This window comes from Paenibacillus mesotrionivorans (genome assembly GCF_046098205.1).
GTDB classification, from domain to species: Bacteria; Bacillota; Bacilli; order Paenibacillales; family NBRC-103111; genus Paenibacillus_AR; species Paenibacillus_AR mesotrionivorans.
The window spans coordinates 225,691-248,273 of the sequence record NZ_JBJURJ010000007.1 but is presented as its reverse complement, the minus strand read 5'-3'; the positions used below and the strand labels follow the sequence as shown (position 1 = coordinate 248,273).

The 22,583-nt window shown below is 53.0% G+C and carries 19 protein-coding genes; 6 read left to right on the top strand and 13 right to left on the bottom strand.

All coding sequences use genetic code 11. The annotated features are described in order from the left end of the window. The first annotated feature begins 1,062 nt into the window (after positions 1-1,062). Positions 1,063-1,716 carry a P-loop NTPase family protein gene (locus ACI1P1_RS12725; RefSeq protein WP_416216761.1) on the top strand — a complete coding sequence of 218 codons (654 nt, stop codon included), beginning with the start codon at positions 1,063-1,065 and terminating at the stop codon, positions 1,714-1,716. 58 nt (positions 1,717-1,774) lie between these two features. On the opposite strand, the gene ACI1P1_RS12720 is transcribed toward ACI1P1_RS12725, so the two are convergent. The 8 genes from ACI1P1_RS12720 to ACI1P1_RS12685 all read right to left on the bottom strand — a co-directional run bounded on the left by ACI1P1_RS12720 (position 1,775) and on the right by ACI1P1_RS12685 (position 10,278). Beyond that, complete coding sequence (locus ACI1P1_RS12720) at positions 1,775-2,626, bottom strand: TIGR02452 family protein (RefSeq protein ID WP_416216760.1); 852 nt, start codon at positions 2,624-2,626, stop codon at positions 1,775-1,777. Between the two features lie 43 nt (positions 2,627-2,669). Further along, positions 2,670-3,131: a macro domain-containing protein gene (locus ACI1P1_RS12715; protein WP_416216759.1), complete on the bottom strand. Its 462-nt coding sequence runs from the start codon at positions 3,129-3,131 to the stop codon at positions 2,670-2,672. A gap of 15 nt (positions 3,132-3,146) precedes the next feature. Then, the gene (locus ACI1P1_RS12710; RefSeq protein ID WP_416216758.1) at positions 3,147-3,632 is read right to left on the bottom strand and encodes an NADAR family protein; all 486 of its coding nucleotides are present in this window, start codon (positions 3,630-3,632) and stop codon (positions 3,147-3,149) included. An 18-nt stretch (positions 3,633-3,650) separates the two neighbouring features. Continuing rightward, on the bottom strand, positions 3,651-4,559 hold the full coding sequence (locus ACI1P1_RS12705; RefSeq protein WP_416216757.1) for an NUDIX hydrolase: 909 nt from the start codon (positions 4,557-4,559) through the stop codon (positions 3,651-3,653). A 117-nt stretch (positions 4,560-4,676) separates the two neighbouring features. Continuing rightward, positions 4,677-6,764 (bottom strand): TerD family protein, encoded by a 2,088-nt coding sequence (locus tag ACI1P1_RS12700; protein WP_416216756.1) that lies wholly within the window; start codon positions 6,762-6,764, stop codon positions 4,677-4,679. Between the two features lie 235 nt (positions 6,765-6,999). Beyond that, entirely contained in the window at positions 7,000-8,418 is a 1,419-nt protein-coding gene (locus ACI1P1_RS12695) for an RtcB family protein (RefSeq protein WP_416216755.1), read from the bottom strand. A 290-nt stretch (positions 8,419-8,708) separates the two neighbouring features. Beyond that, entirely contained in the window at positions 8,709-9,722 is a 1,014-nt protein-coding gene (locus ACI1P1_RS12690; RefSeq protein WP_416216754.1) for a Gfo/Idh/MocA family protein, read from the bottom strand. Further along, positions 9,709-10,278 (bottom strand): beta-class carbonic anhydrase, encoded by a 570-nt coding sequence (locus tag ACI1P1_RS12685; protein ID WP_416216753.1) that lies wholly within the window; start codon positions 10,276-10,278, stop codon positions 9,709-9,711. Before ACI1P1_RS12685 ends, ACI1P1_RS12690 begins: the two co-directional genes overlap by 14 nt. A gap of 188 nt (positions 10,279-10,466) precedes the next feature. On the opposite strand from ACI1P1_RS12685, the gene ACI1P1_RS12680 reads away from it, so the two are divergent. Further along, entirely contained in the window at positions 10,467-10,745 is a 279-nt protein-coding gene (locus tag ACI1P1_RS12680) for a hypothetical protein (protein ID WP_416216752.1), read from the top strand. 74 nt (positions 10,746-10,819) lie between these two features. Here ACI1P1_RS12680 and ACI1P1_RS12675 read toward each other — a convergent pair whose 3' ends face one another. The 3 genes from ACI1P1_RS12675 to ACI1P1_RS12665 all read right to left on the bottom strand — a co-directional run bounded on the left by ACI1P1_RS12675 (position 10,820) and on the right by ACI1P1_RS12665 (position 17,143). Next, the gene (locus tag ACI1P1_RS12675; protein WP_416216751.1) at positions 10,820-15,586 is read right to left on the bottom strand and encodes a fibronectin type III domain-containing protein; all 4,767 of its coding nucleotides are present in this window, start codon (positions 15,584-15,586) and stop codon (positions 10,820-10,822) included. Positions 15,587-15,830: 244 nt separating this feature from the next. Beyond that, positions 15,831-16,154 (bottom strand): hypothetical protein, encoded by a 324-nt coding sequence (locus ACI1P1_RS12670; RefSeq protein ID WP_416216750.1) that lies wholly within the window; start codon positions 16,152-16,154, stop codon positions 15,831-15,833. Between the two features lie 71 nt (positions 16,155-16,225). After that, complete coding sequence (locus ACI1P1_RS12665; protein ID WP_416216749.1) at positions 16,226-17,143, bottom strand: ArsR/SmtB family transcription factor; 918 nt, start codon at positions 17,141-17,143, stop codon at positions 16,226-16,228. Positions 17,144-17,485: 342 nt separating this feature from the next. Between ACI1P1_RS12665 and ACI1P1_RS12660 the strand changes: the two genes are divergently transcribed. From ACI1P1_RS12660 to ACI1P1_RS12645, 4 genes are all read left to right on the top strand, one after another. Next, positions 17,486-18,445 carry a glycoside hydrolase family 43 protein gene (locus ACI1P1_RS12660; protein WP_416216748.1) on the top strand — a complete coding sequence of 320 codons (960 nt, stop codon included), beginning with the start codon at positions 17,486-17,488 and terminating at the stop codon, positions 18,443-18,445. Positions 18,446-18,556: 111 nt separating this feature from the next. After that, positions 18,557-19,852 carry an ABC transporter substrate-binding protein gene (locus tag ACI1P1_RS12655; RefSeq protein WP_416216747.1) on the top strand — a complete coding sequence of 432 codons (1,296 nt, stop codon included), beginning with the start codon at positions 18,557-18,559 and terminating at the stop codon, positions 19,850-19,852. A gap of 85 nt (positions 19,853-19,937) precedes the next feature. Then, complete coding sequence (locus tag ACI1P1_RS12650) at positions 19,938-20,870, top strand: carbohydrate ABC transporter permease (RefSeq protein WP_416216746.1); 933 nt, start codon at positions 19,938-19,940, stop codon at positions 20,868-20,870. 42 nt (positions 20,871-20,912) lie between these two features. Then, positions 20,913-21,719, top strand: a complete 807-nt coding sequence (locus tag ACI1P1_RS12645; protein ID WP_416216855.1) for a carbohydrate ABC transporter permease — start codon at positions 20,913-20,915, stop codon at positions 21,717-21,719. 205 nt (positions 21,720-21,924) lie between these two features. On the opposite strand, the gene ACI1P1_RS12640 is transcribed toward ACI1P1_RS12645, so the two are convergent. Together ACI1P1_RS12640 and ACI1P1_RS12635 are read right to left on the bottom strand one after the other, a co-directional pair. After that, complete coding sequence (locus ACI1P1_RS12640; protein WP_416216745.1) at positions 21,925-22,260, bottom strand: type II toxin-antitoxin system PemK/MazF family toxin; 336 nt, start codon at positions 22,258-22,260, stop codon at positions 21,925-21,927. Further along, on the bottom strand, positions 22,257-22,532 hold the full coding sequence (locus ACI1P1_RS12635; protein ID WP_416216744.1) for an AbrB/MazE/SpoVT family DNA-binding domain-containing protein: 276 nt from the start codon (positions 22,530-22,532) through the stop codon (positions 22,257-22,259). Before ACI1P1_RS12635 ends, ACI1P1_RS12640 begins: the two co-directional genes overlap by 4 nt. Positions 22,533-22,583 lie beyond the last annotated feature (51 nt).

Here is a 22,583-nt window from a genome sequence, read left to right as displayed (position 1 = left end):
TATTCGCCGCTCCGGGAGCCGAAATGCGCTCCTTTTGCCTAAATAACGGCTCCTGGGTCCGCACAAATGACCTAACAGACTTTTAGCCAAATAACGGATCGTCTTTCCGGCTGCCAACAGAACCACTCTACAGCAAGCCGCGCAAAAAAACGGAGCTGGTTGCCCAGCTCCTGGCAGGAGTCGTTTTGAGATCACGTTTTTGATCTAACGGCGGTGAAAGCCTTTATTCCTGTAAAAACACCGCATCAAAAAATCTAACGGCGGCCACAGCCGCTATTCTACCCCGTTGCACCGTCACATGACCATTTTTAGCCCAATAGCGTCTCCTGCTTCCGTTAGATTTTTCAGCCCTCCATTTTGGGGCAAATAGAGTCTCTCACCGCCGTTAGAAACATACGCCTCTGGATAAAAGCAGCCGAAGGCTTGGGGATCGATAATTTGCTTACCTCTCCCACCCGCCGCAGCCCGCAGTCGGGCCGAAACGCCTAAGGCAATAGGCGGGGAGCGGCACCGGCCGAGGGCTAACGAATCTGTCGCACGCTATTTCGCCAAAACAGGCGCGACAAAAAATCCAACGAATCTGTCGCACGCTATTGGTCGGTATGAGACCATTTCGGTGCCCATTATGGACAAATAGCGCTGCTGAGATTCGTTAGATTCCCAAAACGCTCCGAAACGGCCAAATAGCGTTTCACAGATTCGTTAGCATACTGTCCCCGTGTCCCAGGGGCTAGCATGGTATAGTTACAGTAAAAGAACACCAACTCAGCGGGAGACGATTTCGATGAGCAAACCCCGAACCATCTACTTTGTTGAAGGCTTGCCCGGCAGCGGCAAAACCACACTCTCCATGTGGCTCAAAATCATCTGCAAGGCCTTTTGGTTACGGAGAGCGATTCCAATTACCCCCATGATTTCAGTGGAATTGCCGGAATCACTCCCCGCCTCTATTCCACACTCCTTCATACTTGTCCGGGGCTTCGAGAATATGCATTTGAGTATGCGTTCATCCATTATGTGCGCATTCCCGAGATTGAATCGCACTATCCTCAGGAAACTGACTTGATTGACCTGCTGCGGCAATGGGAATTCGGGAATGAATTCAATTCGAATATTTCGTTGGAGCACTATATTGCGTGCAGCCTGGGTCTAGTACGTAAGTGGATAGAAGCCATGGATGTGACCGGTGAACCTCTCATCTTGGACAGCGTTTTGCTGCAAAACCCCATTAATGAGCTGCTCTATCGGAATGCACCGGAGGAAATTATTATGCAATATTGCAGTTTGCTGGCCAAGGCCTTCTCTGGCTTTCAAGCCAATTGTATCTATCTCAAAAGAGATTCCGCCGCGCAGGCAGTAGAATGTGCCGCTCGGGCCAAGGGAGTGAATTGGAGCACGCGTGTAGCGGCGCTGATTGCCCGAACACCCTACGGTCTTGCCCACGGCCTGGAAGGGATCGATGGAATGATCCGTTTTTTTGAACACCGCAGCAGAATCGAAAAAAGTCTTTTGTCCAACCCTCTGATGAATGGCAAGATTTATGCCGTAGACGAGCTCCATTGGGATCAAGTCCAGGAGCGGATGATAACGGACCTTGACTTGAACCTGACCCCAAGTGGTATCCGCGATGGCTTTGTCCAATCCCGTACTGAAGTTATTGAAGAGTACGACCAAACCCTGCGCGCATTAAAAATAAATAAAAAACCAAAAGCCTAAGCAGCTCCTTGCTGCCTAGCCTCTTGGTTTTTGTATGTACCTTTTCCCCAAACCGCCTCTACCCCAATACACGCTGGAATACCTTCAGGGTTTTCTGCTCCGCCGATTTATCCAGGACGGCAAACACGATCCGGTCAAACAGGGTGCAATAATCTTCCTCCACCAGCACCTGTTTAAACCACCCGGCTACCTCGCTGGGGTTATTCCTGAATACGCCGCAGCCGAACGCACCCAAAACAACCACCTTTTCCCCATGATAGGCTGCTACAGATAGAATGTACCGGATGCGCCCCAGCATCACAGGGGCGATTCGCTCCACATGCTCCGGCTCCCGCTCCCTCACCACTCCGGCATTCACCGCCGGTGCTGTGATCATCGACACCGCATACGGAGCCGCCAACAGCCCCCCATGATCCTCCCGGAACACGGGAACCTGCGGAGAGTAGATCATATGGTCTGAATACAGGCAGGTTTTCAGATTCCGGTTAAATCGGTACATCTCTTCCATCTGGGAAATGCAAGGATACAGCGCCGAGGAACGGGCCAAGCTTTCCTCCTGGGCCTGGCTTCCGCCCATAAACCCGCCGCCCGGATTTTTGGCCGAGGCAAAGTTCAAGCACACGGTCTCTGCCACTCCCTCCACCTGCACCAGCCTTTGTGCGGCAGCTAATGTGGATTCGTCTGTTACCTCTATGTCAGGCAAAACAGATCTTCTCTTATAAGCGGCCACCATTCGCTTCGTCTCCTGCAGCGCCGCCGGGGTATACAGCTTGGAATCCCGCACCGCTGCCTCTATTTCCCTCTTCAGATCAATACGAGCCCCGTCCTGGTTCAGATAAGCCCCATCTTCAATGATACGCAATGTTTCCTGGGCGATTTTGGACCGGACCTCCCGGTTATTGATGTTCATGTTTTCTCCCTCCAATATCCTTCGTTGGAAGTGGAGCGGCCCTTTACTCCAGCCGGTACAGGACAACCTCCACATCCGCAAAAATGTCGTTAATCATTCCCAGCACCGTATCCCAGTCCCCGCCGCCACGGTCGCAGCCGATTTTGTAGGGAAGAGCCACCGTCAACTGATGCTGCTTCGCAAATTCTGACAATCGGATAAACGCCTTCCGAAGGGCGTCATCATCCGTATATTTTTTGCCGCCTCTGCCATAAGTGAGCTGCCCGAACAGGTTGGCCGCATACCTCCCTCTTCCGTCCTCAAGGGGCACAAGCTGACATAAACCCAGCAGCTCCTGCTTTTCCTTCTCCCCGCATATCTGGGCATACGCCGCAAACACCTCCGGATACAGCCGCTTCATTTCCTTGGCGACCCCGGATCCCATCACACCCTGGCAGTTCACCTGATGGCCAATGACCTGCTCCCCCGCCTGAAACAAATCTCCCGTTACCGTCCGCACTGGCATTCCGGCACCTCCTTCCTACTGGCTACTGCCTGCCAGCAGGTCCTCTCTCAGCTTCGTCAACATCTCACCCAGCCAGTTTGTTCCTCTCCAGGTGGCGCGGTTTCTGATCCGGGGGTCGCTCTCCTCCAGCCCCACACCCCATATCCGGTCCGTAGGACTGGCCTCCACCAGCGTGGTGCCCTTCGTTGCCAGCAGTATTTCCAGCAGCTGCGGATTTTGAGTAAATTTCGCATGGTTGGCTTCATACACAAACTGTCTGCATTGTGCTTCCCATTGGTTTTTATCAAAGCCGCGCACCCTGCGCCCAAGCTCCTTTTGTTCCCTGGGAGTAAGTGCAGTAAGAATCTTCCCCGCCGTCTCCTCATCTCCAAACAGAACGGCCTTCCGGTACATCATATATTGCTCGGCACAATTGTAGTGCACGCCTCCAATTTCGAAATCAGCGGGATGCCATTGGGAAAACGGCGATTCCGTCCGATAAAAAAATGTAAACCTCTCCATTTGTATCCCTCCGCATTCTTATTCCAAACTCCCCCAATGGGGATTAAAGCGGTACAGCTTCGAGGGCCGGTGTCCCGCGTCCTTGGTATATTCGTTGGTCTCCGTCACCAAAGGAGCGATCTTGCGACGAAAAGCCGCGGCCAGCAGCTCCTTGCCGAGAATGACCTCATACACCTGCTGCAGCTCGGACAGTGTGAAAAGAGGCGGCATCAGATGGAAGGCAATGTCCGTGTACTCGATTTTGTTGCGCAGCCGTTCGATGGCATATTCGATCAGCTTGGCATGGTCGAATGCCAGCCCCTCCGATTCCACGATCTCCCGGCTGACCCGCTTCGTCCGGCCCACATAGCTGGTCGTCACCTTCACCGTTGCGCCAAGGGACTCCGTTTCATGAACCAGGGACACACGGATCAGCCGCTCCAGCTCATACCCGTCCGCCAGCATGGTTTTCTTCTCCTGCACCAGCCGGCAGTCTACCTCAAACCAGCAGGCATCCGCCGCATCATCCCCTGCCTTCACATCCAGCGCCGTCCGGTCCACCAATGCCATATATGACGTGCTGATCACCCGGGTACGGGGATCGCGGTCCACATCTCCCCAGGTAAACAGCTGCTCCATGTACAAATTCCCGATATTGGCCTCACTCAACAGCTCCCGCTGCGCTGCCTGCTCCAGTCCTTCATGCACCGACACAAATCCGCCGGGCAAGGCCCATTGTCCCAGGAATGGATGCTCTCCGCGTTTAATCAATAGCAGCTGCAGGGCCTTCTCCGGCAGCTTCCGGTAGTTGTCCTGTTCCTTATCGAATACGGTAAAAATCAGCATATCCACCGTAACCGACGGCCGTTCATATATTCCGGCATCATAGCGCCGCAGAAATTCCTGTTCCGTCAGTCCGTTCCGGTCACGGAGATTGGAGTCGGCCATATTCATCACCTGTTATTATTATTTTGATATTATCTAAATAATATTATATACCCTCACTTTCTTATGTCAAGTTGTGGAAAAGAAAAAAGCCCGGCTGCCCGGGCTTACTGCTCCTGCTTACTGCATATATTCTGCCAAAATCGTGGCGGTATCGAAGGGTGTAATTCCTTTTTTCAGAGAATAGACGGTATCTGCTTCAGCCGGGTTTCCCACCAGCTCGCCTCTGGCCTGGGCATGGAGCATAAACAGCTCATACAAATTCGCCTTTCGCAGGGAGGTCATGGCCTTGCCCATCAGCACCATCCCGCGTTGGTTGCCCTCTATATTGTTGTAGTAGTCCGGCTGCCGGGTCAGAGCAATATCCGTCCAGATCACCGTTCTTTCCTTCAAATCCAGAATAACCGGAATGGCGATCTCCGTATCCGCAGCCAGATCCACCTTATCCACCACCGTAGCGGGTTCGAAGATTTCCCCGGAGCCAGGCACCTTCCGCATCATCCACCCGGCGAAGCATTCCGGCAGATCGCAGTAAGGCTGGGCAGTGAAGGAGTTCAGGGAAGCCACCACATACCGGCCCCCATAGTTCAGGACGGAGGGAATATCGATGTCGATAAACTCGCACGCTCCACGAGGTGCAGTAGTAATATCGCCGCTATGCACAGCCCGGTATTTGGCGGACCGGAGATTCGTATACGAAATATGCTCCATATACTTCCAGCGGCTGTCATACATAACGGCAGACAGGTCAATGTCCACCCGTCCCGTAGGCTTGCCATCCACCTCCCCTTCCTTCCACCAGGTGAAGAACCGGATGGTATCACCCTCGGGCAGCTCAAGTCTGCTGCCTCTTACAAGGGTGCGCAGAGACTTGCTGGCGGACCGCTGGGAGTAAGGCACCAGATGATCCTTCAGGCGCTCATCCAGATAGACCTTACCCAACGCGGGCAGCCCGGCGAACCGCTGCACCAGTGCCTCCCGGCAGATAGCGGCCAGTTCTGCGCAGATTGCGGGGCCCAGCTTCGGCAGACGGTTATCTACCGCCACGGCCTTGCCCACATTGCCCTTGGGGAAAAAGATACGCAGCTTCTGTCCATCATTGCGGTGGTCAAAATGCGCCATCACCTGGAGCAGTACAGGAGTGGACACCTCTGGGGCTTTCAGCCGGAAAAACTCCACAATGTCGGCTGCTTCTCCGCTTATCCGCAGCAAGTGATCCAAACGTCTGGCAAACTCGCCGGGGCGGGATTCCAGAAGCTCCACAGCCTCCCATACATCCCCTGACAGCAGCGCCAGCTCCACCTTGCTGTTGAAGGTTTGGTAAGGCCGGTCATTCCGGAGAATGTCGAAGGCCTCCCGGCATTGGGAAAACCGCTGCTTGTATTCCGCCGGATGCAGACGCTCACCAAGCCGGATCCAACGCTCCTTATAACGAAGCATATCCTCCACCATATTGCCGCAGCCCTCCAGAAGATCCAGCAAAAGCCGTCTTTCGGCGCGTGTGAAGGAACGGAACCTTGTGGAAGCAGCCAGACTCACATCCCCGCCGGACATGGCGGCGGCCAGACGGAGTACATCCGTCGCCGTTCTGAAGTAACGCCGGATCAGACCCATGCTTACCCGATTATGCTTCAACAGCGCACCAACAACAAACGCTATATTTTCCTTGGAGGGAATCTCCTCCGGCAGAATGGCCTCCAGGTCCGCCACATGGGCAACAGCCCAATCAATCCCCTCTTTATCGCTATCCGAGATAGAGCCGTTGGCCTGGACCAGCTGCCGGATCAACCGGGCAAAGTCCGCTTCGTCCCCAAGACCGATCACCTTCAGGTCAACCCGGTCCAGCAGAGGAAGCCGCGCCTTTGCCCCCTCCCCCGGAAGGGCCAGGGTAATATAATGCAGAATGGCATTGATGTAAAGCTCGATATCCTCCGCATCCATAACCTGATCGGGAAATTGCGGATACATGGGTTTATAAGCCACATGCGCGCCCACAATAACCCTTAATTCTTTCACCAACACGGTATACACCGCCGTAAATTCACCTTTGGAAAGCGTCCGGAATACCTCCATCAGCTGCTTGGAAAAGGTGTAGCCCAAGGACTCCACATTTTTCATCGCCGTGGCCAGATAAGACTCCGGGAGCCAGCTTTGGCCCGGATGGACAATGAGCTTCCCCGCTTTTCTCAGATAGATGGAATGATTCATATTTCGGAAACCTCCTTCGTTCAAATGGATAAGCATTGCCGGGAAATCCGCATCTCTATAAGCTCCAATGGTTGTAGAAGGAAGAAACGCGATAGCCCGGCATGCCGTCCTCAGGAAACCGGCCACCCTAGTATCAGTAAAGGGATGGAGAAGGAAGGATGGCCATAGCCTGATTGACCCTATTGTGCCAGATTACCGAGGAGTCCAACAGGGTGAAAGTATTACGAGTTATAAATCAGACACCCTTCACCGCAGCCAGGGGCTTGCACTTGGCCACCACCTGGGCCAGCCCGGCGCCCACTACACTTTCAATAATCTGGTCCACATCCTTGTAGGCTTGCGGGGATTCATCCACCAAGGCCTCCAGTGACTTGTGGTTCACCACCACCTCATCCTCCGTCCCGATCTTCAGGGCGGCGGAGAAGGCATCCACGGTAATCAGCTTTTTGGATTGGCTGCGGGAGCGGATCCGGCCTGCCCCATGGCAGATGGAATAAAAGTTGTCCTTGCCGCCCGGCGCCCCCACCATGATATAAGAGGAGGACCCCATGGAGCCAGGGATTAAGGCAGGATGGCCTGTTTCCCGGTACGGCTCCGGGTTATCCAGATGATGGGCGGGCAGAGCGCGGGTTGCCCCTTTCCGGTGGACAAAATAGTCTTCCCCCTCATGCTCCTCCTGCCAGGCGTAGTTATGCATCAGATCATAAAGCACGCTCATTTCGAATTTGGAGCCGAACACTTCCTTCCCCGCTTCCCTTACTGCGTAGGCGATCAGATGCCGGTTGGCTACCGCATAGTTCAAGGCGGAATACAGCAGACTCACATAATTCCGGCCCTCCTGGTGGGCAAGAGGCGCAAACAGCAGATTGGGATCGGCCGTGCCCAAACCTTCCTTCTGCATCATTTTTTTCATCAGGCTGCCGCAGTATTGGCTCACCGACCCTCCCCAGTTACGGGAGCCGGAGTGGATCATCACCGCCACCTGGCCGTCGAAGAGACCCCAGGTCTCCGCAATCTGCCGCATGGGCTCGGCAATCTCAATGGACTGGATCTCCACAAAGTGGTTGCCATTTCCCAAGGTGCCCAGCTGACGGTGGGACCGGTGCCAGACCCGTTCGGGAAACAAGTTCAACGCTTCCTCGTCGAGGGTAAACTTGCTCTGCTCCACATGGGTGAGGGAACGGCTTTTGCGCGGCGTGTAGCCATCAGGCAGATATTTCTTCGGCAGGCCGTGAAGCCCCTTCAGGACCACATGCTCCAGCCGGATGTCGGAGAAATGCCCACGGGCATGATCCTCCACCGGCAGCAGCCTCTCGATGGCCTTCACCAGCTTGCGGCGCAGCTTCACATCCTTCACTTCGTCCTTGTGCAGATTGGTCAGATGCACCCGCATGCCGCAGCCGATATCGCTGCCCACAATAGACGGGGACACATAACCGTCGGCCGCCCGCCATACAGCAGTAGTACCGATGCAGGTTCCCACACCCACATGCACATCGGGAGTATAGCTCATGTAGACCTGGTTAGGAATCTGCAGGTTGTTGTTGGCCATTTCGAACACTTTGTAATTCAGCTCCGCAAACAGGGAATCCCCTGCATACACATGCACATCTCCTGCGGGAAGCTGCACCTTCCGGTAATAATTGGTATCCATATATTCATTCTTTCCTCTCTTGATTAGGTTAAAAAAAGCATAAAAAAGCCACAGACCATCATGGCCCGTGGCTGCATATTCCGATAGAAATAGGGTGCGTGAAAACACAGGTCCTATTATCTCGTACTGCTCCGAGAGACCGATGGCAGGAATCGCCTATTCAATTGGTGTGCAGTTCGTTGAATGCCGGTCATGCTCATCGACTCCTTTCGTTTGAATTAGTTGCATCATACTATCCCGCGTTGGCTTACGTCAATGGGCGGCGGCGGGAGAAAATGGATATAGGCGTTTTATCGGGTGTCCAGAGTAACGGGTGGTCCCGCCTTGGCATAGATGGCCAACGCCAGCTCCGTGGACAGCGCCGCGGCTTCACCGGAGATAAACGGTTCCCGTTCTTCAGCGATAGCAGCGAGAAAATCCTCCAGCAAATCCACAAACAGCTCATCGTTCGGTTTGGCCAGCGGCCAATCCGGCTTCTCCTCGCCGGGGACATGGAACCCGATAATTCCCCCATAATCCGCCTTCATGCTGCCCCGTGTGCCTGTGATCTCCACGTATTCCTTTTTCAGCCCGGTGCTGGCCGTAGAGGCTTCGATCATACCGACAGCCCCGTTCCCGTAACGGATCACCGCATAACCATGATCCTCCGTCTCAATATCATGGTATGCCCGGAAGGTCCGGGCTGTCAGCACCTCCCGGTATCCGCCGGCCAGCCACAGCACCATATCCAACAGATGGCTGCCCTGCTGCATGAACGGACCTCCCCCGTCCAGCTCCCAAGTGCCATGCCAGGAATCATAATACTCCTTCGGCCGGAAATGCTTGATCACCGCATCCACCACCATGATCCGTCCCAGCTTGCCGGAGTCGATCCAATTCTTCATCTCCCGGATATGGGGAATGAACCGCCGCATATAGGACACGCCCAGCCGGACATTATGGTCCCGGCAGCTTTGCACCATTTCCCGCTGCCGGTCCGGGGAGATATCCATGGGTTTTTCGCAGAGGCAGTGCAGGCCCAGGCGGGAGGCCTCCATCACTCCTTCATAATGGAGGGCATTGGGGGTACAGATAACGGCAGACGTTGCTCCGGAACGCTCTGCCACATCTGCAATCGAGGTGCCATAGACAGAAATGCCGTGTTTCTCAGCAAACACCCGGCACTTCTCCGCATTCCTCCCTACGACTCCCACAAGCATCACCCGCTCCGGGAAACGGGCAATGGCGGCCACGTATTTTTCGCTGATATTGCCATGACCGATTAATACGATGCGATGTACAGCTCCCGCCTCAGTCCTGTTCACGATAATCCTCCACAATAATGTCCAGCTTGCCTGTTTCCGAATCCATCACACAGCCATGTACAGGCACGGATTTGGGGAAAAGCGGATGCCTGCGGATCATACGGACGCTATGCATCACACCATCCTCCGCTTTGGCGAAGCCGCGCAGGAATTTTTCCATGCGGATGCCGGAATGCTCCAGAGTTTCGATAACCAAGGGATCGATTCCGAATTCCACGAACTTCTCCACGATGTGTCCCGGGTCAATCTCCGTCATCCCGCAGCCGTGGTGGCCGATCACGATGATTTCCCGCGCCCCCAATTCGTACACCGCCACCAGGATGCTCCTCATGGCGCTCCCGAAGGGCTGGGTCAGGATAGCCCCGGCATTTTTGATAAACTTGGCATCGCCATTTTTGATTCCTAAGGCCTTGGGCAAGAGCTCCATCAGCCTGGTATCCATACAGGTCAGAATGGCCACCTTTTTGTCCGGGTACTTATCCGTCAAGTACGCCTCATACTGCTTCTCTTGGACAAACTGCCGGTTAAACTCCGCCATACCAGGCAAGATCGACATGGTGCTCACCCTTTACATTTTTTATTTTTCATTTTCGCACTCCCGGATGTTTCTGTCCACTGCGGGACATATGGCGACCCACTCCTCTATCCTTTCAAAAATGGATTCTTGTTTACGTTACTTGTCCGTATCCGTTCTCTTAGTAGCTTCATAGACTACAGTATCAAAGCATGAAGGGAGGAAGAAACATGGCGATTCAATTAGTATTCCCTTACAACCAAGCTGCCGGCGTTGGCCAAGGCTATTATGTGGCCCAGGACCCGCTGGGGACCAAGGGGGTCGTAACCGTAGCCAGCACGGCCGGTGCAGTCACCCTGGTTATCACCCGCTACAATGCTCCCACCTTCCAATTTACCGTTCCTGCCGGTTCCACATTCTCCGTCAGCATCGGTAATGTTCAAACCATCGGCCTGCTGGCTCTGGGCGCACCGGTTACTGGCACGCTCACCTATCTGATTGAGCCGTAAGCGAAAGCTCCAGGAAGCTCAAAGAACCACCGCCCTCTGTAAGGAGGATGGTGGTTCTTTTGCGTAATGCCCTATTAAATCAGTCCCGATTCCCGTAAAAGCCGTTCGATCATAACCGCAACCTCTGCCCGTGTTACATAAGCCTGGGGTTCAAGCAGCTGCCCAGTTCTTCCGCCTGCAATACCGCTTTGGAGAATAGACACCAGACTGTCTGCCGCCCAGTCTGAAATCTGCTCTTTATCCCCGAAGCGCTCCAACAGGGAGGATGCATCACCGGGCTGATCCGTCTCCAATCCGGTTACCTCCATCGCTCTGGCGATGATCACCATCGCCTGCTCCCGGGTTATTCTCTCCTCCGGCCGGAAGGAGCCGTCCCCGAAGCCATCCACCAATCCGTAAGCTGCTGCAGTGCGGATGGCGCTGTTATGCCACTCCGCTTGAGCTACGTCTGTATACGCAGATGCCCCTGCCTCCGGCATCAAACCAAGCCCTCTGACCAGCACTGCCGCAAACTCCGCCCGGGTCATCTCCCGGTCCGGGTTATACAAGCCGTTGTCCGTACCGTTCACGATCAGCCTCGAACCCAGGTTATTCACTGTTTCCTGCGCCCAATGTCCGGCCACATCATCGAATGCCACCGGGTGCCGCACAACTGCGTACGTGCTGTTCGACAAGCTGTTCAGACTGGCATAATAGCGGTTTTCCTTCCGGATGATCTTCGTAGGAACAGGGTGGAAGGATCCATCCGCGCCTAAGGCTACACCCGTTATGTTCCCGACCCTATCCGTGCCTTCCGGCAGGGCGATCATTTTCTCCACATAGGCTGCAAAGGTGGCAAGCTCCATCTCCTTGCCCTGGAAAAGTGCTTTTACCGTAAAATGCACCGGTTCTCCCACCAGCTCCAGCTGGTCCTGAGCAGCCGTGCGCTCCACATGCTGTACCGCTTCGGCAGAAGGCTTGCCCATTTCAATCTGAATCCCGACGGTTTGCAGATCAGCACCGCCGCCCAACCGCCGTGCAATTTCCGGCAGATTAATCTGTCCGGCCGGAAGCAGGTAAGAGGCCTGCTCCGATTGAAGCTCAATTACCGCTTTCTTTTCGATAAGCTCCCCAAACATCGCTCCGGTCAGCTCACCGACTACCCGGTCAGATGCCGTATCTACAGGAATGGAAATGACGGCCCCTTCATCCGCCTGTTCAAGCCTTGCCGCCAGCTTCTGCGGATCCAGCTTAATGACCGTAACTGTTTGTCCGTTCTCCTGGCTTGTGACGGCAGAACCCAGCCCGGTTTCCTTAGTGGTTCCGCCGGTATTGCCCCCGCCCCCGGAACCCGACGGGGAGGACGGCTCAGGATCACTTCCGCCTGTATCCCCGTCACCACTTGCTGCTGCGGCGGGTGTAACTGCATTGGAGGCCTCTGAAGCAGCGCCGGTCCCTTCACTGTTAACGGCACGGACCGTAAAGGTGTACGTCTGCCCGTTGACCAACCCCGTTACCGTAACCGGACTCCCTTGGGCTGCCACCATCTTTTCGCCAGGAGAGCTCAACACCTCGTATCCGGTAATCGGACTTCCCCCATCAGCCGGAGCCGTAAAACTGACCACCGCCAGACCATCGGAGGCTGTAGCCGTGACGTTCAAGGGAGCCCCCGGCACTGTCTTCGGTTTGGCTTGTACTTCATTGGAAGCGGGACTTGCCCCTCCTGTATTGACCGCCTTCACCACAAAATAATAGAGGGTGCCGTTGTTTAATTGGTTTGCGGTATGGCTGTATACCGAACTGTTTACCGTTGCTGATGGAGCAGCTCCATATTTCTGCTCATCCGTACGCATGAACACCTGGTATTGGTCTGCCCCCTCTACCGGCTTCCACCCCAACGCGGCATAACCATCTCCGGCTTGAGTCAAGCCAAGGACAGGGGCAGCCGGAACAACTGCAACAGGCATGGCGCTGACCTCATTCGAGGCTGTGGCATAACCCATACCATTCAAAGCATCTACACGGAAGGTGTACGTTTCCCCATTGATCAAACCAGCAGCCGTATAGCTGTAAACGGAGCCGCTCACCGTTGCCAACGGCAATCCGTACGCCCCCTTCGCCAGCCGGGCATACACTGCATAGCCCGCTGCCCCTTCCGCAGGCTCCCAGCTAAGCTCCGCCTGTGAATCCCCCGGAACGGCGGCATTGAGCACAGGCGCTCCCGGCAAGGGCTCCATGGGGGTGGCAGTGAGTTCATTGGATGCCCCGCTGTCCCCTCCCGGATGATTGGCCTTCACCACAAAGGAATACGGTGTTCCGTTGGTTAAACCCCTAACCGTATGACTGTAAACGGAGCCTGCCACCGTCTCCAAGGGCGCTTCATAACTGCCGGGAACCTCCGCCGCGAAAATCTGATACCCGGCCGCCCCCTCCACCGGCTTCCAACTCAGCAACACGGACTGGTCTCCCGCTGTGGCCGCAAGCAGCTGAGGTGCCCCGATTTTTTGGACGGTAACCGTTGCCGCTGCTCTCCATTCCCCATTCAGGGTTTTGGCTGTAATTACGGCAGTGCCGGGGGCCTTCGCTGTGATCAGGCCATTATCATCTACCAAGGCGGCATTGGCATTGCTGCTGCTCCACAACACCTTCCTATTGGTCGCCTCCAAAGGCACTACAGTGGCAGCCATCACAGTTGTATCTCCCGGCAGCAGGGAAACGGTCTTCCTTTCCAGCGTAATCCCCTCCGGCAGCACCTCCGGGCCATACACCTCGAATTCCCACATGGAGTATCCGTACTTGGTAGCTCTTTCGGTACCGTACATCCGTACATACCGGGCATCGGTTTCACTGAAGGCAATCTTCTCGGTGCCGCCTTTTCCTGCGGTTGTGCTGTAAACATCGGTCCAATGCTCTGTATCCTCTGAAACCTGAATGTTGTAGCTTTTGGCGTATGCCGCCTCCCATATGATCCGGACCTCATTAATCCGCTTGGTTTCCCCCAAATCTACGTAAAGCCAACCCGGGTCCACCTCACGTTTAGTGCCGGAGCGGGTGCTTAACAGTCCGTCAACAGCATAATGCGCCGTCTCCGCAGTACTATCATTGGAGGAAATAACAGCCGGCTGCTTCAAGGCCATATTGGACTTGATTCTTGGCTCCTGCCCCTGCACCGGCCGGATGGTCACGCCGCTGTAATACTCCTTATCCACAAAATTCATTTCCGCCAGGGTTTGGGCAGGAGTTGCTTTGCCCGGCATATAGACGTTCTCGAAGGTAAGCCCGGTATACTCCGCCCCCTCCAGCCCTTTAATCTTGCTGAAGCTTTCCCCCGCATCCCGGACGGTAATGTTGCGGATGGTTACATCGTTCACCGGTCCTACACCGTTCCCGCCGCTGTCCACTGTAAACATCGTCATCCAGGCGCTGTTATCGTCATTTTTGCCGCTGATGTCCTCCACATCCATATTTTCAAAAAGGACATGATCGACTCTGCCGGTCCCGTATTTGTGGTGGATGGCAAATCCTACAGCCGCCCTGTACACAACCTCGTCCCGGAAGATAATATCCGATTGGTCCTGCATGACACCCTGCCCGATTTTAAATCCGTAACACTTGGTCCAGGCAATGGCATCCTCGAACAACACATTCCGCACCGGCTCCGGGCTTCCCGGCCAAGGCACCCTGCCGGAGGCAATATCCGTGTCCTCCTTCCACGCCTTGGTGGAATACGGATCATCCAAAGCGATCCCGATGGAGTTGCGGATGACGGCATTCTGGGATTCCACAATGTCGATGCCGTCATTTTCGCCCATGCCCAGGCTGTTAAACATCTTCAGATTGGTAAACTCCAGGTCATTGGAGCGCACCGGCATTACGGCCCATGCTGCGGATTCCCGGATAATCACTCCGTCCATCTTAAAATGGGAGGTGGCAATGGGAACCACCAGATTGTTGATCATTCCCTTGTTGTTGGTGGTTTTATCGTCGTGAAGCGCCTGGCCGTTCCCGTCGATGGTTCCGCGGCCATAAATCTTGATATTCTCCGAATCGAATGCCGTGGAAATCCACCACGTAGCAGGCCGGCCCATAGAATCCTTAAACCAGTGCTCGGTGTAATCTGCCGTTTTTCCCGTCCCGATCAGTGCGGCTCCCGGCTGCAGGTAAAGGGCTGTATTGCTTTTCAGCACCAGATTCCCTACGTAATACTCACCTGCAGGCACGTAGACGATACCTTGTGCCCCATTTCCCTGGGTAGTTCCAAATGCCCCGGCATCATCGATGGCTTGCTGGAGAGCCGCGGTTCTTTCGGTGACACCCGTCTTGCCGCCATTGGGTGCGATATTGTAAGGTGCCTGGCCTACATGAAAAATGCCCGTACCAGATGCAGATGGAGCATCCGTTTCTGCCGGGTCCGCCGCAATCACCAGCCGGGTGGCCCGGTTGTTCATCATCACGATCAGATATTCATCCTTCTGCGTAGTGAAGGTCAGCTTGGTACCCACCACCGAATCCGCTGTAATCCCCAGCTTCTTCGGGCTGATGGAATACTCATGCACCTTGTCCGTGTTCAGAATGGTGACCTCATAGGTGATCGGCCCCTCCGAAGCGGAAAAGTGGGCATAATCATAATCGCTGAAGGCCTTCACTACGGGAATCTCCACCCCGTTAGCCTTGACCCTGTAGTTGGTGGAAGCCGCATATTTGGACGGCTGCACATAAGCCGAGATAGAAGCGGGCGCAGCCGCTCCTGTAACTGGAGGTGTATCCGCCGAAGCCTCTCCGCCTCCCCAACTGAGGGGCATCCCGCCTACCAGCAGGAAGCATGCCAACATAACCACCACAACTTGCCTTACCTTCAACATCGTCTCATTTCCTCCCCTTCTGTTTTTCTGCAAGTCATTGGGCAAGGAGTTTCTGTAACCCCTTACATGAAACACCATAAGAAGAATATTCCTTCCCACTCCTTTCCATCCGACATCCATTCAGTGGGTCCAGTATAGCAAACCGCCTCCGCCCGCATAATGCGGCTAATCCGAGTTTGAGGGCAGTAATTCGCAGGCATTCAGACAGCGAAAAAAAAGGCCACCGGATATTATCCGATAGCCTTTAGTCATCCACATCCAACAGAAACACCTGATCCTTGAAGCCACCGCGGGCCTGGGCCTTTCTTTCCCGCAGCGCATTCAGCTCCTCCCACGTCGCCCCATGCACAGCCGCCAGCGCCTGGATCACCTCCAGCAGATCCGCCAGCTCCTCCAGTGCTTCCTCCGGTTCCCCGGCAGCAGCGTATTCCTGTGACTCTTCCCGCAGCTTGGCATGAAGCTCTTTCTTATAGTCGTCCTCATTCAAAACCGTAGTCCTGCATTCTTTCCCAGAGGCACGGATAATCTCGGGAATCCGGTCCCGAACCAGTTTATTGTAGATTGGCATGGAGAAACTCCCTTTTAGGATGACTGCCTTTCCGAACGCTACCCTCCACCCTATAAAAAGTGGATTCCTCATTATATAGGCTGATCGTCATACAGTACACGTGCGAGCAGGTCCTGGCTGTAGTTGCCGAAGTGCTTGCCGTAAATGGTCATGCCCCGTTTGTTCTTGGACTTCTCCCCGACCTCAAGCCGGAGGATAATGTCGCTTTTATGATGGAGTCCGATGTCAGACAAGGTAATGTTGGATATCCGGCAGCCGTCAATAAAGCTGCCTTCGTTATTGATGCGTATTAGCTTGAGCATGCCGTACTGATTGAGGTGGGGAGGCCACCATTCCGGGTTGAAGACTCCCCGGACATCCCCGAAGTCGCCAGGGCTGGTCCAATAGCCGATTTCCATGCCGTTTACGTAAAAATAAATATCGGAAGGATAGTTATTGCAATGACCCGGCGCCTCCGAGCTCAGCTCCATGGAGAACTGAATTTCCTTGAAGGCCTGATTCGGCTTCAGATAATTCGGGATCCGGTACTCCAGATAACCCTCGAACAGCCAAATCATTTGGGAGTCAATGCGGGCCGGATCTGCAAAATACCGCGGGTCATCGAAATCACCGATGATACTGTCCTTGGTGGCTAACCCGCAGGTAGGGGAAGCGGCATACCCGCTGTAATGCCCCACCTTTATTTCAACCTCATACAAATTCTCCGTATTGATGCTTCGCAAATCCACCATAAGCTTCTCTTCGTTCAAGTAACATATTTTTTGAGTGCCGTGCTTTCCTACCGCTGAGGTGATTTCGATAAGACCGCATTCCTCAAGCTTCTTAATATGCATGGTAATGGCGCCATTGGTTAAATTCAGATGGGTCGCAATATCGTTCAGATTGAGGCTTTGGTGCTTGGATAACAGCTCCAGAATTTCAATTCGGATTTCGGAGCCGAGTGCTTTGAAGATATTGAGTCCCGATCGTAGCTCCTTAATATATAGCATAGCATTGACTCCTTTTGGGATATGAAGGCACAGAATAAAGGATGACGTGCAGATTTTCACGTTATTTTATTTTAATATAACATAAATTAGTTTGGAGGGTAACCAATTATTCTATGGAAACACCCTGTATTAAGCCGAAAATCAGTACATAAAATACATAGTTTGAAATAACATTAAAATGAAACGTTTACAAAGACGCAATTAATCATTAAAATTGGATTATATAGGGTATTATCGAATTTAATTTTAATAAAATATAAATTAATTTATATTGATATAAAGTAAAAGGCGAGTTATACTGAATCTATACCAAAAAAAGGATAACCTGGGGAGGATACTCGCTTGACTACGAAAATGAATATCCGCAATCCGCTCATTGTGCAGCGGGCAGATCCATGGATCTACAGGCATACGGACGGATATTATTATTTCACCGCTTCTGTGCCGGAATATGACAGGATCGAGATTAGGAGAGCCCGAACGCTCATGGGTCTTGCAGAGGCAGAACCGGCAATCGTATGGCGGAAGCACGAAACGGGGCCAATGAGTGCCAACATCTGGGCACCGGAGCTTCATTTTATCAATGATGCCTGGTACGTGTATTATGCAGCGGCCAAATCCACAGAAACAGTGGAGGGCTGCTTTGACCACCGTATTTTTGTGCTGGAGAACAAGTCATCCAATCCATTGGAGGGATGTTGGACGGAGAAGGGACAGCTGAGAACCGGCTGGGAATCCTTCAGCCTGGATGCGACTACCTTCGCCCACCAGGGAATCCGGTATTTGGTTTGGGCGCAGCGTGACCCTGATATAAAGGGAAATTCGAATCTATATATGGCCGAAATGGATACCCCCTGGTCCATCACCGGGCCGCCGGTTATGCTGACGATGCCGGAATATGGATGGGAGCAAGAGGGTTTCCTGGTTAACGAGGGTCCGGCTGTTATTCGGCACGGGGAGCATATTTTTATAACATATTCGGCCAGCGCTACGGACCACAGGTATTGTATGGGGCTGCTTTGGGCCTCATGCTCCTCCAATTTGCTCGAAGCCTCGTCCTGGTCCAAGTCGCCGGTTCCTGTATTCCAAACCTGCGAGGCAAACGGGCAATACGGTCCTGGACATAATTCCTTTACCCAAAGTGAGGATGGCCTCCATGATATGATCGTTTACCACGCAAGGAATTATAAGCGGATCGAAGGGGATCCCTTATATGACCCCAACCGGCATACCCGTGTTCAACGCTTCACGTGGACGGCAGACGGAATGCCCGATTTCGGTGAACCTGCAGCCGACAATTAGTAAGCGCATACATGCAAGCTTTCATCATCGGCTCGGGCCGAATGTATCTCTGGCAATAATCCCATTACGGGGATTACGGCATACATTTTATTTATGGGGGTAGGTTGCTATATGAAGAAATGGCATGGTCTGCTTTTGTCCGCAGCCTTATTGGCGTCTACAGCTACAGCTGCAGGCTGCTCGACTGACAAGGACGGCGGCGCTTCTGCAACCGGTAAGACAAAGCTGCAATTCTGGACGTTCAATGAGCTGCATCAGAAGTATTTTGAAAGTATGGCCAAAGCTTGGAACACGGCTAATCCAAATGACACCATTGCGCTTGAAGCAACCACCTTCCCCTATGATGACATGCATAACAAGCTTCTTGTTGCGCTTCAGTCCGGTACAGGGGCACCGGATCTATCGGATATAGAGATCAGCAAGTTCCCCAACTTCTTAAAGGGAACCCCCCAGCTTGCAGAGCTGAATGCTGTTGTAGAGCCGGAGCTGCCCAATATCGTCCGCTCCCGGGTTGATATTTACTCCAAGGGCGGGAAGTTCTACGGGATTGATTACCATGTAGGAGCCGCCGTTATCTATTATAACAAGGAGATGCTGGATAAGGCTGGCGTCAACCCGGACAGCATCAAGACATGGAATGACTTCTACGAAGCCGGCAAAAAGGTGGTGTCCGCCACCGGCAAGCCCATGACCACGCTGGAAACGACAGAGCAATGGAGTTTCTGGCAGATGATTACCCAGCAAGGCTCTGACTTTACGGATAAAGACGGCAACGTAACGTTGGACAGCAGCAAGAATGTTTCTACGCTTGAATTTATGCAGAAGCTGATCAAAGACAAGGTAGCGGTTGCAGCCCCTGGCGGTTTTCACCATGCGGAGGAGTATTACGGCTTTATGAATAAGGGCGGGGCTGCCTCCATCTTCATGCCCATGTGGTATATGGGGCGGTTCACCGATTATATGCCTGACCTGAAGGGCAAAATTGTCATTAAGCCCATGCCCTCTTGGGCAGCAGGCGGAAACCGCTCTGTCGGTATGGGCGGAACAGGGACGGCCGTCATGAACCAATCGAAAAACAAGGAATTGGCCATGAAGTTCCTGGCTTTCTCCAAGCTTACCAAACAAGCCAATATTGAGCTGTGGCGGCAGCTGGGCTTTGACCCCATTCGGATGGAGGTATGGGAAGCTCCGGAGCTGAAGGAAGCCAATAAGTTCACCGATTATTTCGGCAAGGATATTTTTCAGGTGCTAACCGCTATCAAAAATGAGCTTGGCCCTGTAAACGTCACAGAGAAGATGCCGGCAGTGATTGATGAAGTCAAACGTAATGTCATGTTTAAAACCCTCAATGACATGGAGGACCCTGCAAAGGTACTGAAGGAGTCGGCTAGCCAATTGAGAAAATAAACGCCAGACGTATCACCGTCTGCCTGAATGCCTTGTTGGCCCCAGTCAGACGGTGAGGTCTGCCCAGAAAAGGAGCTTGGCCTGAATGGAAACTCCCCATGCAGTCGTCCAGCCAACACCCAAACTCAAACGATCCAACAGCTGGGCCTACTCATCCCGGATCGCGCCTTATGTATTTGTCAGCCCTTTCGTCATTTCCTTTTTGCTGTTTTTTGCTTATCCGGTTGTCTCCACTGTGATCATGAGCTTTCAGGAGGTATTGCCCGGACAATCCCGGTTTATTGGACTGGACAATTACAGCAAGCTGCTGAATCCGACCTTCTATAAAGCCATTGGGAACAGCGGAATGTATACCTTTTGGACACTTGCCGTGTTGATTCCCCTCCCTCTTTTGATTGCGGTTATCTTGAATTCTGCTGCAATGAAGGCCAAAAACGTCTTCCGTTCTACATTGTTCGTTCCCGCCTTAACCTCTGTGGTTGTTGCGGGGACTATCTTCCGGCTGATTTTCAGTGAATTGGACGGAGCTTTGGCCAATTCTATCTTTCGCGCATTAGGCGGGGAAGCACAAAAGTGGATGGCTCAGTCCGGAACTGCCATGATGGTCCTTGTGCTGCTGGCTACCTGGAGATGGCTTGGTGTGAATATCGTGTACTTTCTCTCCGGACTTCAGAGTATACCGGCAGAACTCTATGAGTCCGCGGAAATCGACGGTGCCACCGCCTGGGATAAATTGCTGCGGATCACCCTTCCTCTGCTAAAACCGGTTACGATCTATGTGTTGACCATCAGCATATACGGCGGCTTGTCCATGTTTACTGAAAGCTTCATGATGTATAACGGAAACCGCTCTCCTAAGGATATGGGCTTGACCATGGTCGGCTATATCTATCAGCAGGGTATGGAGCAGAATAAACTGGGCTTCGGCTCTGCAATCGGACTTTCGCTGTTAGGAATCACCATGTTCTTTAATCTCATTCAATTGAAGTTCTTCGGCTTGTTCCGGAAGGAGGAGTAGAGCATGCCACATTCCAAGGGCTGGTCTTGGCAGACGCTTCTTATGCTTGTGCTGCTTCTGGTGTTGTCCGTTTTCGCCCTGTTTCCGCTGTATGCCTTATTTTTGGCTTCACTGAAGCCGTCGCAGGAGCTGCTGCGCTACGGTCTTAACGTAAGGTTTGATGCAGATGTGATGACGTTCAAGAACTACATCTCCATCTTTTCCGGTTCGGCAAAAAACTATTATTTTTGGTATAAAAACAGCATCGTTATTACGCTGGTCTTTACGGTACTATGCCTGATCCTGTCCTCCATGGTGGGGTACGGTCTGGCCGTGTACCGCTTCAAGGGAAGATCCTTCATATTCCTTCTTGTGCTGGTGGTCATGATGGTTCCCGTGGAAATTATCCTGCTGCCCTTGTACAAACTGATGATTAACTTGAAGCAAATGGACACAATGTGGGGGGTTATCCTGCCGTTCATCGTGGCCCCGCTGCCTGTATTCTTCTTCCGGCAATATGCGGAAGGACTGCCTAAGGAACTGATGGACGCAGGGCGGATCGACGGCTGTACTGAATATGGGATATTTGTCAGGATTATGGCCCCGCTCATGATGCCGGCCTTTGGGGCGATGGCGATTCTTCAGGCGATGGGGGCATGGAATAACTTCCTATGGCCCTTAATCATCCTCAAAACCAATACCAAGCTGACCCTGCCCATCGGTTTATCCAGTCTGTTGACGCCTTACGGCAACAATTACGATGTACTGATTGCAGGCTCGGTTTTGGCAATCCTGCCGATCCTTATCCTGTTTGTTTTCTTTCAACGGTATTTTGTTTCGGGGCTTACTGTTGGAGGGGTAAAAGGTTAAATGATTCGGAGACGGGATCCAATTGGGGAGCCGCGAAATCGTGTCGTCCAAAAAGCCCCGAAATAAAAAAGTTGGGCGGAAACGTTTTCCGTCCAACTTTTTTGTGCGTCTGCTTGCCCTGTTGAGGGCAGTTAATATACATAGATTCGTAAATTAAAAAAAGAGACGATCGGGAGTTCCCGTTAATCTCCTATTCGTTCATTGTTTACGCTAAAACAGAGCGGACATTCCGCAAAACAGACCGCAGGAATTCCGATTCTACAGCAACATGACCGACTATCTTTACCTTCCTTTTTCGAACATCCAGGCTTTTAAACTGATCTGTTAACACGACTCCTGTAAAAGGAAGCCCTTCAGGGATCGGTACTTCAAACGGATAATCTTTAACTTGGTTCGTAATCGGGCAAACAACAGCAAATCCCGTCAACTCGTTAAATTCTGTATCTGAAAGGACTATGGCCGGGCGGCGGCCAGCCTGCTCACGACCAGCCTGAGGATCGAAATCCAGCCAAACCAAGTCTCCGCGCGCTGGTATACTCAAATGAGTTCGTCTCCTTCAATGCCCAAATCGATTTCTCCATGGCGGGGTGAATCGGCTTTAATTTGCGATAGGAGTGTTTTCAAATGGCTTCGCAATTCCTCACTTGACTCCTCCGGAGTTTGCAAGGGTCGCAGCAGGATATGGTTCTCCGGTGTAAGAACGATTTCCATTTCCATTCCCTCCACCAGATTCATCCGCTTTAAAAACTGGTTTGGAATGCGAATCCCGCTGCTGTTGCCCCATCGGCTAAGGGTGACTGTCGTCATCAGCATCCTGCTCCCTCTTGGTTTATACCCCAATTGTATCACAACCTCTCACCATTG

Coding starts and splice junctions, on each gene's coding strand:
- ACI1P1_RS12670 (WP_416216750.1), bottom strand. CDS start 16,154: ATGCCAATCTACAATAAACTGGTTCGGGACCGGATTCCCGAGATTATC.
- ACI1P1_RS12650 (WP_416216746.1), top strand. CDS start 19,938: ATGGAAACTCCCCATGCAGTCGTCCAGCCAACACCCAAACTCAAACGA.
- ACI1P1_RS12695 (WP_416216755.1), bottom strand. CDS start 8,418: ATGGATACCAATTATTACCGGAAGGTGCAGCTTCCCGCAGGAGATGTG.
- ACI1P1_RS12645 (WP_416216855.1), top strand. CDS start 20,913: ATGCTTGTGCTGCTTCTGGTGTTGTCCGTTTTCGCCCTGTTTCCGCTG.
- ACI1P1_RS12655 (WP_416216747.1), top strand. CDS start 18,557: ATGAAGAAATGGCATGGTCTGCTTTTGTCCGCAGCCTTATTGGCGTCT.
- ACI1P1_RS12720 (WP_416216760.1), bottom strand. CDS start 2,626: ATGAACATCAATAACCGGGAGGTCCGGTCCAAAATCGCCCAGGAAACA.
- ACI1P1_RS12635 (WP_416216744.1), bottom strand. CDS start 22,532: ATGCTGATGACGACAGTCACCCTTAGCCGATGGGGCAACAGCAGCGGG.
- ACI1P1_RS12715 (WP_416216759.1), bottom strand. CDS start 3,131: ATGCCAGTGCGGACGGTAACGGGAGATTTGTTTCAGGCGGGGGAGCAG.
- ACI1P1_RS12680 (WP_416216752.1), top strand. CDS start 10,467: ATGGCGATTCAATTAGTATTCCCTTACAACCAAGCTGCCGGCGTTGGC.
- ACI1P1_RS12710 (WP_416216758.1), bottom strand. CDS start 3,632: ATGGAGAGGTTTACATTTTTTTATCGGACGGAATCGCCGTTTTCCCAA.
- ACI1P1_RS12700 (WP_416216756.1), bottom strand. CDS start 6,764: ATGAATCATTCCATCTATCTGAGAAAAGCGGGGAAGCTCATTGTCCAT.
- ACI1P1_RS12705 (WP_416216757.1), bottom strand. CDS start 4,559: ATGGCCGACTCCAATCTCCGTGACCGGAACGGACTGACGGAACAGGAA.
- ACI1P1_RS12665 (WP_416216749.1), bottom strand. CDS start 17,143: ATGCTATATATTAAGGAGCTACGATCGGGACTCAATATCTTCAAAGCA.
- ACI1P1_RS12675 (WP_416216751.1), bottom strand. CDS start 15,586: ATGTTGAAGGTAAGGCAAGTTGTGGTGGTTATGTTGGCATGCTTCCTG.
- ACI1P1_RS12685 (WP_416216753.1), bottom strand. CDS start 10,278: ATGTCGATCTTGCCTGGTATGGCGGAGTTTAACCGGCAGTTTGTCCAA.